Origin of the sequence: Paraclostridium dentum (assembly GCF_012922555.1) — a bacterium.
In the GTDB taxonomy this organism is placed as follows: Bacteria; Bacillota; Clostridia; order Peptostreptococcales; family Peptostreptococcaceae; genus Paraclostridium; species Paraclostridium dentum.
The window spans coordinates 84,201-98,602 of record NZ_WIPK01000002.1; the positions used below are offsets into that span (position 1 = coordinate 84,201).

The window sequence follows — 14,402 nt, forward strand, 5'->3', positions numbered from 1 at the left end:
AATAGTAAAATAATACTTGGAATTGATAAGATAAATTAATTTATATCATAGATGGAGGTTATATATATGGAAAATACAGTAGAAGCTATTGCTACCAATAATTTATTAATAATATTTTCAGCAATAGTTGTAATAGGAGTCATATTAGGTAAATTAAGTGAAAAGCTTAAATTACCAGATGTAATACTATATTTAATAGCAGGAATCATAATAGGGCCGGCAGTTTTAAACTTAATAAGTGTAGATTCATTTCCTATAGAAAATAATCTTATATTAACTTTTGGATCGGCATTTATTCTTTATGAAGGTGGTAGAGAAGTTAACTTAAAAGTTTTAAATAAAGTAAAGGTTAGTGTAGGACTATTAGCAACATTAGGAGTTGTAATATCAACTATAGTAGTAGGATTTGCTACTAATAAAATTTTTGGACTTCCAATAATGACATCTTTGCTTGTAGGAGGAATAATAGCATCAACAGACCCTGCAGCACTTATACCAGTATTTAAGCAAGTTACTATAAAAGATAAAATAAAGCAAACAGTAGTAAGTGAGTCGGCATTTAACGATGCAGTAGGAGCTATAATTGTAAGCACACTTCTTGCGATAGTTACATCAGGAAGTTTTTCAGCAGGAGAAAGTGTAAAAGAGCTATTAGTAGCAGTTGTTGTAGGAGTTATAGTGGGGGTTATTATTGGATATGTATTCTCAGTTCTTATATGTGATAATAAATGGGGAATATTCCATTCATACGCACCTATAATATCTATACTTAAAGTTATATTAGCTTATGAAATAGCAACATATTTACATGGAAGTGGATATATGGCGGTATTTATAGTTGGACTTATAGCTGGAAATAAAAAATTATTTGGATTATGGGTTCCTGAAGAATCTTTCCAATCTGAACATCACTTTAGAGATAGTGTAGCATCTTTATGTCGTATGTCAATATTTGTGGTATTAGGTACACATGTTGATCTAGGAGCACTAGCTCAATATTGGTTACCTTCTTTGATAGTAGTATTAGTTTTAATGTTTATTGCAAGACCACTAGTAGTATTAATTTGTACAGTATTTGATATTAAAGCTAAATGGAAAATAAACGATAAATTATTTATGATGTGGGTTAGAGAAACTGGAGTTATACCAGCTGCATTATCTGGTATAGTTGTATCGATGAAAGTTCCAGGATACGAGATAATATCTTCGATAGTATTTATGACAATACTAATAACTTTAATAGTTCAAGCTAGTACTACTAAGCTAGTAGCTAAAAAGTTAGATGTATTAGAGTTTAAAGAAGAGAACTTAGAGCAAGAAAAAGCTGCATAAAAATCAAGTTAGGATGTCTTTTTAGACATCCTATTTTTTACGCTTAAGGAAATTATACTTAACTAATATTTGAGGATAACTTATGGAGTATAATAATACTAATGTTTTTGTGAAAGTAAAAAATAGGTTAAAATTATTATTGACTCTAACACTATGTAATACCTTAATATACTTTTAAGGAGGTAAATATGTATAAAGTAAATGAAGTTTCGAAACTAAGTGGAGTAAGTATTAGGATGCTTCACCATTACGATAAAATTGGAGTTTTAATTCCTAGTAAAAAAACTGAAAAGAACTATAGGCTATATAGCGATGAGGATATAAAAAGATTATATCAAATCTTAACGCTTAAAGAATTGGATTTTCCATTGAATGAAATTAAAAAAATTTTAGATGATAAAAATTTAAATAAGAAAGAAGTTTTATCATTTCAAAAAGAATTGATATTAGAAAAAAGAAATAGATTAAATAATATAATTCAGTCTATTGATGAACAAATAAATGATTTAGGAGGAAATAAGAGTATGAGTAAAAAAGATTTTAAGGTATTTGATTATGAAAAAATTAAACAGCACGAGGAAAAATATCAAGATGAAACAAAGAGAAAGTATGGGGATAGTGATGCTTATAGTGAATGTAAACAAAAAACTAGTTCATATGGAGAAAAAGATTGGAAGAAAATAAGCGATGAAGCTAATAAAATTTATGAAGAATTGGCACAATTGATGGATAAATCTCCTGCAGATGAAGAAGTGCAAATTGTGATTGAAAAATGGAGAAATCATATAAGTGAAAATTTTTATGACTGTACTATAGAAATATTTAGAGGCTTAGGCATAATGTATGTAGCAGATGAGAGATTTACAAAAAATATAGATAAGTATAAATCAGGATTAGCTCAATTCTTAAGTGATGGAATTAATGTATACTGTGATAATCACAAATAAAAACGTGAGAATTATATAGGAAAATATAAGGAAGATATGTAATTTAAGAAAATACTGCTGCATTTGCTAATAAGTTATTAATAAATAGCTTTATATAGAGATAGACAATAAATGACAATGAGAATATAATATGTTCAAATTATTAATTACTTATTTAGGAAAGGAATCTCGATATGAGCAGCAGTAAAAAGGTTAGTATAGCATCACTTTTAGTAGCTTTAGGAATTGTATATGGAGATATAGGAACATCGCCATTATATGTTATGAAAGCTATATTGGCTACTAATGGTGGGTACATCTCTAATGAATTAGTATTAGGTGGGGTATCGCTTGTTTTTTGGACTTTAACCCTTCAAACAACTATAAAGTATGTTATATTGACCCTTAAAGCAGATAATAATGGAGAGGGCGGCATATTTTCTTTATATACGCTAGTTAGAAAAAGAGCTAAATGGTTGATTATTCCAGCTGTTATAGGTGGAGCAGCACTTTTAGCAGATGGTATGATTACACCTCCTGTTACAGTTACCTCAGCTATTGAAGGGTTGAACTTAATATGGACGTTAAGTACAAAGACTGTAGTTATTACAGTCATATTTATTTTAATATTTTTATTTTCATTCCAAAAATTTGGAACAGCTAAAATTGGTAAGCTGTTTGGACCGATGATGTTTATTTGGTTTAGTATGTTAGCTATACTTGGAGTTAGTCAAATAGTACAAAATCCTTATATAGTTAAGGCATTAAACCCTTATTATGCTATAAATCTATTAATTGAAAGTCCTAAAAGCACATATATTTTAGGAGCTGTTTTTCTTTGCACAACAGGAGCAGAAGCACTTTATTCAGATTTAGGGCATTGTGGAAGAAAAAATATATATTATACATGGACCTTTGTAAAAGTATGCTTAGTTCTTAATTACTTAGGGCAAGGAGCTTGGTTAATTTCTAGAAATGGAGAACAAATAAGTCAAAACCCATTTTTCTTAATAATGCCACAAAGTTTTATTATCCCTGGGGTTATAATTGCTACATTAGCAGCAATAATAGCTAGTCAAGCATTGATTTCAGGATCATTTACTTTAATATCAGAGGCTATAAAATTAAATTTATTCCCAAGATTAAGAGTTAGATATCCAAATGAAGAAAAAGGGCAAATATATATACCTGCAATAAACTATATATTAGGTATAGGCTGTATATTATTAGTATTGTATTTTAAAAAATCGGAAAATATGGAAGCAGCATATGGGCTTGCAATTACAGTAACTATGTTAATGACAACAATACTATTATCACAGTACCAAAGATACAATAGAAGAAAACCAAAGTTAAGCATCGTAGTATTAATAGTATTTGGATGTATTGAACTGAGCTTTTTATATGCGAATTTATTTAAGTTCTTTAGAGGTGGATATATAACATTATGTATAGGATTGATAATAATATTCATAATGTATACTTGGATACATGGGGCTCATATAAAACAAAAATATAGTCAGTATAGTAAAATTTCTGATCATTTAGATAAATTTGAAGCTATAGATAAAGATGTAGAGTTACCTATTTATGCAACACATACAGTTTATTTGACTCAATCACAAAATAGAAAATATGTGGAAAATAAAATACTACATTCTATATTTAATAAGAGACCAAAACGTTCTAAGTATTATTGGTTTATCCATGTTAAAGTGACTGATGAGCCATACACAATGAACTATAAAGTATTTACAATAAAGCCAAATAAAATATTCAGTATAGAATTTCAACTGGGATTTAGAGTTAGCCAAAGAATAAATGTTTTTTTAAGAGAAGTTATACAAAATTTAATATCAACAGGAGAATTAGAATTTACACCTAAAGAATATATGTTGGATAATAGCCAAGATAAAAATGTAGGAGATTTTAAATTTGTATTAATTGAAGAAGCATTATCTAATGAAAGTAATCTTTCAAAATGGGATAATCTTATAATGAGTTTTAAAGTGATTATAAAAAGAGTAACAGTTTCACCATCAAGATGGTTTGGAATAGATACAAGTATAGTAGAAGTTGAGAAAGTCCCTATAACTATAGGTCATAGAAATAAAGTTGAATTGAAAAGAGTTCGTTAATAGAAAAAGAAGTTATCTATTTTTAGATAACTTCTTTTTGTTTGTAATGATTTCATAGTAAAATATATGTAAAAGGATAATATAAAGGAGCGTTTTATGGGATATATTTTATTATTAGAGGATGATAGGTCTTTAAATAGGGGAATAAGCTTTAAATTAAAAAGAGAAGGATATAAGGTATTTACAACATTTAGTATAAAAGAAGCTAAAGATATATTTTTAAATGAGAAAATTGATTTGATTATATCTGATATTGGACTTCCTGATGGAGATGGGTTTGAGTTTTGTGAATATATAAGAACTATAAGTGATGTTCATATAATAATGCTAACTGCATTAGATCAAGAAGTTGATATAGTTACGGGATATGATGTTGGAGCGGATGATTACATTACAAAACCATTTAGTTTAATTATTTTAATATCTAAAGTAAATGCAATTATGAAGAGAATTGGAAACTCTAGCAATGAAACATGCATAAGTTGTGATGGTATAACTTTTAACTATGTAGATAGCAAGCTTACAAAAAAAGAAAATGAAATAGTTCTTAGTAAAAATGAAAGTAAGTTACTTAAGTATTTAATGGAAAACTCATGTCAAACTGTAACTAAAGAACAATTGATGGAAGCGTTGTGGGATATTGATGGAAATTATGTAGATGAGAATACTGTAGCAGTGAATATAAGAAGACTTAGACAAAAGGTCGAAGATAACCCATCTACTCCTAAATTTATAAAAAATATAAGAGGGATTGGATACACTTTTGAAAAGAGGTGTATTAAAAAATGATAGATTTATTAAGAAGAGAGCCAATTGTGAAGTGTATATATATATATATGGGGATAGGATTAATAACGATTTTATTTATATTTAGCATGAATCAATATAACAATTTAAAAAACATATATTTAGAACAATTAAATATAAATAAAAAAATTGTGGGGTCTATAGTAAGTGAACACCCAGAGCTTGAGGCAGACATAGTAAATAGTATATATATTAATGATAAAGACTACAGTGATTTAGGCGAGAAGGTATTGAAAAAATATGGATATGATAAAAATTATAAAATGATAGAAAATATAAATTTTCAACAACATATAAAGTATTTCCTGGTAAATAATTTAATTGTTTTTGTAGGAATCATAATATTAATAATGTTAATAATGTGCAATTTGATGAAATATGTATTTAATAAATTAGATAAAGTAAGTAAAAATGTAGAATGTATAATTCATGGGAAATACAATATAAAAGATGATTTCAAAGAAGAAGGTATATTCAATATAATTCATTCAGATTTAAATAAATTATCAAAAAGTATAAATATTAAAATTAAAGATTTAGATAAAGAAAAAGAAAATATAAAAGAGCTAGTAACTGATATATCACATCAACTTAAAACTCCATTAGCGTCTTTGAAATTATATAATTCATTGTTATTAGAAGAAGATTTAGATGAGGAAGATAGAACTGAGTTTTTGAAAACAAGTAGTATGTCTATAAATAAATTGCACAGTCTTATTGAGTCTTTAGTAAACATATCAAGATTAGAAACAAGTATGATAAGTATAAAAAAAGAAAATAAAAACATAAAATCCACAATTATTAAGGCTATAGAAAGTGTAAAGCCAAAAGCTATTAATAAATGTATATCTATTAATTTAAATGATTTTGATGATAAAATAGTACCTCATGATTCTAAGTGGACAGAAGAATGTATATTTAATATTTTAGATAATGCAGTTAAATATACTAACTTAAAAGGGAAAATAGATATATATGTTCAAGATGCTATAAATTTTATGAGGATTGATATAAAAGATAATGGAATTGGAATTGATAAAAATGAATTTAATAATATTTTTAAAAGATTTTATAGAAGTGAAGAAGTTCAAGAGTTAGAAGGTTCAGGGGTTGGACTTTATTTAAGCAGAAAAATACTTGAAAGCCAAGGTGGAAATATAATTGTATCATCTCAAAAAGGTGAAGGTAGTAAATTTTCTTTGTTTCTTACGAAATTGTAAGACTTTATGAAAGTGTTACGTAAGACTTAAAGCTTAATATTAAAGTATAAAAAGTAAGAAAAAGAAAAGGAGTAAACTATATGAGTATATTAAAAACTAGGGGCTTGAAAAAATATTATGGAAATGGAGAAAACTTAGTAAAAGCAATTGATGACAATAACATAGAAATAATTGAAGGAGAATTTGTAGCTATAGTAGGAAAATCAGGTTCAGGGAAAAGTACACTATTACATATGATAGGCGGGCTAGATAGACCGACAGATGGAAAAGTATTTATAGATGGTAAGGATATATTTTCATTAAAAGATGAATCTTTAGCTATTTTTAGAAGAAGAAAAATAGGATTTATATTCCAATATTATAACTTGATACCATCGCTAAATGTTTGGGAAAATATAGTACTTCCTATAGGTCTTGATAATAAAACTGTAGATGAAGAGTTTATAAACGATATAATAAATGCTTTAGGATTAAGTGATAAAAAAGAGTCACTTCCAAATACTTTATCAGGAGGGCAACAACAAAGAGTTGCTATTGCTCGTGCATTAGCAACTAGACCGTCTATAATATTAGCTGATGAACCAACTGGAAACTTAGATTCAAAAACATCAGATGAGGTAATGAGTTTACTAAAATCTATGATAAAGAAATATAATCAGACATTAGTTATGATAACTCACGATGAAACTATAGCACAAATGGCAGATAGGGTTATATATATTGAAGATGGAAAGGTCTTAAAAGGTGGTGTTATAAATGATTAACACTACTAAAATAGCAAAAAGCAATTTAAAACAAAATAAGTCAAAATCTACACTAATTATTATTACTATAATTCTAGCAACTACACTTTTAACTGCTGTTGGATTGACTTGTGCAGATTGGGATTTTCTAAATAAAGAAAATGTTAGGAAGTACTCAGGAACTCAACATGGAGTTTACGGAAAGATAGATGAGCAAAAACTAAAGCAAATTAAAGCTCATTCGCAAATTGAAAAAGTTGGAATTATAAATGGGATAGGAAGTAAGGGTTATGAAGATGAGACTAAAATAGGTATAGGGTATATGGATAATAATGCTTCAGAATTTAATAACAAAATTTTTATAGATGGAAAACTTCCAATTAAAAAAAATGAAATTGTTTTAGATGATTTAGCTTTAGAAAAAATGGGATATGAAAAAAAATTAGGTCAAAAGATTAATTTAGAATATGAAGATTTTACAAAAAAGGGGATTACTAAGTCAGAGTTCATATTAACTGGAATTACAAAAGCAAATGAAATGTCTAAACTTAAAAAATCTTATTCAGGAATAGTATCGAAAGATTATATGGAATCAACTAGAGACATGGATAAAGAACTTTCAAGTGTACTTGTAACTATAAAAGGTGAAAATAAATTATCTGGGGAAGAACTTATATCAAAAGTAGAAAAAATAGGTAAGGATTTAGATATACCAAAAGGTAGTATAAAAGTAAATGAAGATTATATAAATACCTTAAAGCCAGATACTCAGGTTATGATGTGGGGATCTACAATAGCGATTATAGTTATATTATCTAGTATATTAGTAATTTACAATATATTTTATCTATCAATAACAAGTAAAGTTCAGGAGTTTGGAAAACTTAGAGCTATAGGAGCTACAAAAAAACAAATAAAATCAATTGTTTTAAAAGAAGGAATATTTTTATCTACAATAGCTATACCACTAGGAATTGTATTAGGGTATGTAATAAATAAATTTGTATTAGTAAATTTATTTTTTCACGGATCAGATGTACAAAAACTTCCAATAATAATAGGTGTGATGGCAGTAAGTTTCTTAACCGTGTTTATATCTTTGTTAAAGCCTATGAAGGTTGCATCAAAAGTATCTATTATTGATGCTGTAAGATATAGTGGAGATATAAAAACAAAATCTAAAACTAGAAAAGGATATAAATATATAAATATAAAAAGACTTTCGAATGCAAATTTAAAAAGAAATAAAAAACGTACTTATGTAACTATAATATCACTTTCATTAAGTGGAATAATATTTGTTGTTATGGCTAGCATTTTAAATTGTATAGATGCTGAAAAAATGGCAAAAAGACATTTCACTTATGATATAAGTATAAACTTATCAGGATATACTTTTGGAGAAGAAGATAGTCCAAACACTGAATTTAATATTTTACAAACTAAAAACCCATTAGGTAAAGATTTTAGAGGTGAACTTTTAAATATGGATGGAGTTGTGAGTTTAGAAAGTGGGAACAGTTCTAAAGTTCAAGTTAAAAGTTTTGGAAATGAATATAAATATGAACATTTATCTGGAATAGATGAGAAAGATTTAGAGGATTTAGAGTTTTATCTTGAAGATGGGAAAATAGATATCGAAAAGTTGAAAAGTGGAGATGAGATACTTTTCACCTATCCAGAATTAGCAAAAGAGTTTGGGATAAAAGCAGGAGATAACATAACTTTAACATTATATGATGGAAAAGATGAATTCGATAAAACATTTAAAATTCAAGCTATAACATCAGGACCGGGTATTTTTACAATTCACGATGATGCATTTAAAAAGTTGTTTAAAACAGACACAACTGACAATTTAGGTATACATGTTGCTGAAGGCAGTTATGACGATGTAAAAGAATTTATTAAAAACTTAGATAAGTCGAATGAATATATAGACGCTAGATATATAGATGATGAAATAGAATCCAATAATATGATTATAGGAATGACTAAATCTATAGGATATAGTTTGGTTATAATAATAGGGGTTATAGGATTTATGAATTTAATTAACTCTATGATAACTAGCATAATAACTAGAAAAAAAGAATTAGGAATGTTACAAGCTATAGGTTTAACAGATAAACAACTTATAAAAATGTTAAATATCGAAGCTATGTTTTACACAGGGACTATGCTTTTAAGTTCCTTAACATTAGGAAGTGGGTTAGGATATATTGCTGTTTATGTTTTTAGGAAAACTGGAGCTTCTTATGCATCGTACACATTCCCGCTTATTCCTATTTTAACTATGGTTTTATGTATAGTAATTGCACAGTTAGCATTAACTTATATAATAAGTAAGAATTTTAATAAAGAATCTTTAATTGATAGGGTTAGATACAACGAATAAAACAAAAAATGTTTTATGTTAATTATGTTAAATATGTTAAGTAATAGTTAAATTGCTAGACTTATATAAAAATAAATACTAATATACATACAATATAGTCGCTTGGAACTATAATTATCTAAAGTGAAAGAAGGAATAATATTTATGAGCACCAGGAAGAAGGTAAGTATAGCATCATTGTTAATAGCATTGGGGATTGTATATGGAGATATAGGAACATCTCCGCTATATGTTATGAAAGCTATACTAGGGACTAACGGAGGATATATTTCTGAGGAATTAGTATTAGGTGGAGTATCTTTAGTATTTTGGACATTAACTTTACAAACAACAATAAAGTATGTTGTTTTAACTCTTAAAGCAGATAATAATGGTGAGGGTGGTATATTTTCACTATACACATTAGTTAGAAAAAGAGCTAAGTGGCTAGTTGTTCCTGCTGTTATAGGTGGGGCAGCTCTCTTGGCTGATGGAATGATTACACCAGCTATGACGGTAACTTCAGCTATTGAAGGTTTAAATTTAATATATAAGTTAAATACTGATACAATAGTAATAATAGTTATTTGTATATTGGCATTTTTATTTTCATTCCAAAAATTTGGAACAAATAAGATTGGAAAGTTGTTTGGACCTGTGATGTTTACTTGGTTTTTGATGCTAGCACTATTAGGTGTATCTCAAATTATAAAATGTCCACAAATAGTAAAAGCAATAAATCCATACTATGGGATAAAACTATTGATTAATAGCCCTAGTATAACCTATATATTAGGAGCTGTTTTCTTATGCACAACAGGAGCAGAAGCACTTTATTCGGATTTAGGACATTGTGGAAGAAAAAACATCTATTATAGTTGGGTTTTTGCAAAAATATGTTTAGTGTTAAATTATTTAGGTCAAGGAGCATGGCTTATTTTAAATAATGGAAATGTAGTTAAAGATAATCCATTTTTCTTAATAATGCCAAGTTGGTTTATTATACCGGGAGTAATAATAGCTACACTAGCAGCTATTATAGCTAGCCAAGCTCTTATAACAGGAGCATTTACACTAATATCAGAAGCTATAAAATTGAATTTATTCCCAAGACTTAGTGTTAGATATCCAAACGAAGAAAAGGGTCAAATATATATACCTTCAGTAAATTATTTAATAGGGATAGGATGTATATTACTAGTTTTACATTTTAAAAAGTCAGAACATATGGAAGCTGCATATGGACTTGCGATAACAGTTACTATGTTGATGACAACTATATTACTGTCTCAATATGAAAAATATAATAAAAAAAGACGTGTATTAAGTTTATTTGTTTTAGTTGTATTTGGAGGAATAGAAATAAGCTTTTTATTTGCCAACTTATCGAAATTCTTCAAAGGTGGATATATAACATTAATAATAGGGTTAATTATAATACTTATTATGTATGTGTGGATTCATGGGGCAACTATAAAAAGAAAGCACAATAGATTTAGTAAAATACTTGATCATTTAGATAAATTTGATGCAATAAAGAAAGATACAGATATACCTATATATTCAACTCATACAGTATATCTAACTCAGTCTCAAAATAGAAATTATGTAGAGAATAAAATCCTACATTCGATATTTAATAAGAGGCCAAAACGTTCAAGATACTATTGGTTCTTACATGTAAAGGTAACAGATGAGCCGTACACAATGAATTATAGGGTTCATACAATACAACCAAACCAGATATTTAGTATAGAGGTTGAAGTAGGATTTAGAGTTGAGCAGAGAGTAAATGTATTTTTACGTGAAGTAATACAGGATTTAATTGCTTCGGGAGAACTATCATTTGATGTTAAAGATTACATGATAAATAATGATGAAGATAAAAATGTAGGTGATTTTAAATTTATAATTTTAGAAGAAGTAATTTCTAAGGAAAGTCAATTATCAAATTGGGATAATTTAATAATGAGTTTTAAAATATTTATAAAGAAAATCACTGTATCTCCTGAAAAATGGTTCGGTATAGATACAAGTATTGTTGAAGTAGAAAAAGTACCTATAACTATAGGTAGGATTAAAAAGATTAAACTTAAACGAGTAAATTAGAATATATAAGTATTAAAAATTTATGGAGTCTTCAAAATGTAATTGTTTTGAAGACTCCATAATTTATTTAACAATAATCTGACTCATCATAATTAAGAAGTTTATTTAAAACCCTTTTTATAATGTCATAACTAAATCCTTTATAAGCTAAGTGTTGAGAAATTTTTTGATATATTTTATTTCTATCTTCATTCTTTACACGTTCGTATCTTTTTTTAGCTAAATGCATTGCATTTTCAAACTCTACATCACTATCTATATCAGACATAACAGAATCTATCGTATTTCTATCAATACCTTTATTATATAAGTTTTGTTTTATTCTATTTTTACCACACTTATTAACTTTTAAGTTTGTATTTGTTATTCTCTGAGCAAGATCTTCATCGTTTACGAAATTATACTTTCTTAAAAAGACTAGAACTTCATCTATAATATCCTCATCAAAGTCATTTGATAATTTGCTTATTATATTCTTTTCTGATTGGGGTGCTTTAGAAAGTATAGATAAAGATTTGTTTTTAGCTTTTATATACATTTCATCATGTAGTAAACCTTTTAATACATTTTCATCAATTTCCATTCCTTTTTTTAAGTTTAACGTAAAAACTAGTTCTTTGTAAATTCCCATAAAAAACTGTTCATTTAAATATATGTTAACTCTATCTTCATTTTTTTTCTGAGCTTCTATTTTTGTTATTATAGACATAACTACCTCCTTAAAAAAACTTAACTTAATGCATTTTAATCATGTACAAAATTATACCGTAAAATATAGAATAATTGTATCAAAGAAGCTAAAATTAATGATACAATAAAAGTATAAAGGACAAAAGGAGATTTTTAATGAGAATTGATGAATTAGTATTAAAGGCGAAAAATTTTAACAACCTAAAGTCAAATTTTCATAAAATGGGAAATGAGAATGTAAATATAGGTATAATGGGAGGAACTTTTGACCCTATACATTATGCACATTTAGCAACAGCAGAATATGTAAGAGAAACTTATAATCTTGATAAAATACTTTTTATACCAACTGGTAACCCACCTCATAAATCAAAACTAAGAACGGATAAAAAAGATAGATATAATATGGTTTTATTGGCTACAATGAATAATGATGATTTTGTTGTTTCGGATATGGAGATAAATAGAAATACTAGAACTTATACAATAGATACTTTAAAAGAATTACATAAAATTTATCCAAATGCTAATATATACTTTATAACTGGAGCTGATACTATTTGCGATATGGAAAGTTGGAAAAATGTTGGGGAAAATTTTGAGTTAGCAACTTTTATAGCAGCAAATAGACCGGGAATAAATTCTAATGAAGCTAAAATGAAAATAGAAAGATTAAAATCTAGATATGATGCTAATATAAGGTCAGTAAATGTTCCTTCGCTGGATATATCGTCAACTTATATAAGGAACCATATAAAAAATGGTAAATCTATTAAATATTTAATACCTGAATGTGTGGAATCTTATATTTATGAAAAAAAAATATATACAAATGGAGTTGAATAATTTTGGATTCGCAAAATTTAATAATTAAATTAAATGAAATGCTACCTAAAAATAGAATGTTACATTCTGAAGGTGTTGCTAAGTGCGCAGTAAAGTTAAGTAAGATATATGGATATGATGAAGAAAAGGCATACCTAGCAGGTATACTTCATGATTGTGCAAAATATTTAAGCCAAGAACAAGTTGAGTATTATGTAAAAAAATATGAAATATACTTAGATGATTATGAAAAAGAAAACTTAGCATTATCTCATAGTATAATAGGATCAGTTTTAGTTAGACATGAATTTTTTATAGATGATTTAGATATAGTAACTGCTGTTAGGTATCATACTACAGGAAGATCTAATATGGACATGCTAGAAAAAATTATATACATAGCGGATATAATTGAAGAAAATAGAAATTATCCTGGAGTAGAAGAACTAAGAGAGTTAGCTTATAACGGGCAAATGGATAAGGCATTATTACAATCTTTCGATAATACTATAAAGTTAGTAATAGATAGAAAACAAATAATACATCCTAGAACAATAGAAGCTAGAAATTTTATTTTAGAAAAATAAATAATTTTTATAAAATAAATCACAATAAGTATAAATTAATAATAATATAGAATTAATAAATTGAAGAAGTGTAAATAATAGCGATAACAGGTCAACACTAAGAATATAAATTTAGTATTATGAAGTTAGTTTTTTGTGGTATAATATAAAAACGCAAAAAATAAGGAAGGTAGGAATTTAATATGACGACAGTAGAACAAATGGTTAAAGTTATATATGATGCTATTGATGATAAACTAGGTAAAGATATATCTATAATAAAAGTAGGAGAAGTATCAAGTTTATGTGATTACTTCGTAATAGCTACAGCAGGATCTCAAAGACAAGTAAAAGCTATAGCTGATAATGTAGAGGATGAACTTACTAAGTTAGGTATAGAATCAAGAGGTAAAGAAGGATACGAAACACAAGAGTGGATACTATTAGACTTTGGAGATATAATGGTTCACGTATTTAATGAAGAAAATAGAGCATACTATAACCTAGAGAAAATGTGGAAAGATGCTCCATATGTTGATGTTGACACATTAGCTTAATGATTATATAATAATAAGATATAATTAAAAATTAAAATAGACTAGAGTAGTAAAATTAAATTTAGATTTCAGAGAGCTAGTGTATGGTGTGAACTAGTATTAAATTGATTTG

At 27.1% G+C, this 14,402-nt stretch carries 12 protein-coding genes and 1 other annotated feature (1 of these 13 only partly in view); of the genes, 11 read left to right on the forward strand and 1 reads right to left on the reverse strand.

Translation table 11 applies throughout. The annotated features are described in order from the left end of the window. Window positions 1-66 precede the first annotated feature (66 nt). The 8 genes from GFJ41_RS06375 (at window position 67) to GFJ41_RS06410 (ending at window position 11,652) form a co-directional block, all read left to right on the forward strand. A complete protein-coding gene (locus GFJ41_RS06375) occupies window positions 67-1,332 on the forward strand; it encodes a cation:proton antiporter (protein WP_170074914.1) in 1,266 nt (421 codons plus the stop codon). A gap of 188 nt (window positions 1,333-1,520) precedes the next feature. After that, window positions 1,521-2,279, forward strand: coding sequence for a MerR family transcriptional regulator (locus GFJ41_RS06380; protein ID WP_170074915.1), 759 nt, complete (start codon window positions 1,521-1,523; stop codon window positions 2,277-2,279). A 173-nt stretch (window positions 2,280-2,452) separates the two neighbouring features. Beyond that, a complete protein-coding gene (locus GFJ41_RS06385) occupies window positions 2,453-4,396 on the forward strand; it encodes a KUP/HAK/KT family potassium transporter (RefSeq protein ID WP_035114589.1) in 1,944 nt (647 codons plus the stop codon). A 96-nt stretch (window positions 4,397-4,492) separates the two neighbouring features. Further along, a complete protein-coding gene (locus tag GFJ41_RS06390; RefSeq protein WP_035114586.1) occupies window positions 4,493-5,185 on the forward strand; it encodes a response regulator transcription factor in 693 nt (230 codons plus the stop codon). After that, window positions 5,182-6,423: a sensor histidine kinase gene (locus GFJ41_RS06395; RefSeq protein WP_170074916.1), complete on the forward strand. Its 1,242-nt coding sequence runs from the start codon at window positions 5,182-5,184 to the stop codon at window positions 6,421-6,423. The genes GFJ41_RS06390 and GFJ41_RS06395 overlap by 4 nt, the downstream gene beginning before the upstream one ends. A gap of 80 nt (window positions 6,424-6,503) precedes the next feature. Further along, window positions 6,504-7,187 (forward strand): ABC transporter ATP-binding protein, encoded by a 684-nt coding sequence (locus tag GFJ41_RS06400; RefSeq protein ID WP_170074917.1) that lies wholly within the window; start codon window positions 6,504-6,506, stop codon window positions 7,185-7,187. Next, window positions 7,180-9,564 carry an ABC transporter permease gene (locus tag GFJ41_RS06405; RefSeq protein ID WP_170074918.1) on the forward strand — a complete coding sequence of 795 codons (2,385 nt, stop codon included), beginning with the start codon at window positions 7,180-7,182 and terminating at the stop codon, window positions 9,562-9,564. Before GFJ41_RS06400 ends, GFJ41_RS06405 begins: the two co-directional genes overlap by 8 nt. Before the next feature lie 144 nt (window positions 9,565-9,708). After that, window positions 9,709-11,652 carry a KUP/HAK/KT family potassium transporter gene (locus GFJ41_RS06410; RefSeq protein ID WP_170074919.1) on the forward strand — a complete coding sequence of 648 codons (1,944 nt, stop codon included), beginning with the start codon at window positions 9,709-9,711 and terminating at the stop codon, window positions 11,650-11,652. 67 nt (window positions 11,653-11,719) lie between these two features. On the opposite strand, the gene recX is transcribed toward GFJ41_RS06410, so the two are convergent. Next, entirely contained in the window at window positions 11,720-12,361 is a 642-nt protein-coding gene (gene recX, locus GFJ41_RS06415) for a recombination regulator RecX (RefSeq protein WP_035114577.1), read from the reverse strand. A 137-nt stretch (window positions 12,362-12,498) separates the two neighbouring features. On the opposite strand from recX, the gene nadD reads away from it, so the two are divergent. The 3 genes from nadD to rsfS all read left to right on the forward strand — a co-directional run bounded on the left by nadD (window position 12,499) and on the right by rsfS (window position 14,290). Further along, window positions 12,499-13,188, forward strand: a complete 690-nt coding sequence (nadD, locus tag GFJ41_RS06420; RefSeq protein WP_021429846.1) for a nicotinate-nucleotide adenylyltransferase — start codon at window positions 12,499-12,501, stop codon at window positions 13,186-13,188. A gap of 2 nt (window positions 13,189-13,190) precedes the next feature. Further along, entirely contained in the window at window positions 13,191-13,754 is a 564-nt protein-coding gene (gene yqeK / locus GFJ41_RS06425; RefSeq protein WP_021429946.1) for a bis(5'-nucleosyl)-tetraphosphatase (symmetrical) YqeK, read from the forward strand. Between the two features lie 182 nt (window positions 13,755-13,936). Further along, window positions 13,937-14,290, forward strand: coding sequence for a ribosome silencing factor (gene rsfS, locus GFJ41_RS06430; protein WP_025162073.1), 354 nt, complete (start codon window positions 13,937-13,939; stop codon window positions 14,288-14,290). A gap of 33 nt (window positions 14,291-14,323) precedes the next feature. Beyond that, window positions 14,324-14,402, forward strand: a binding site (T-box leader) (it continues 115 nt past the right edge of the window).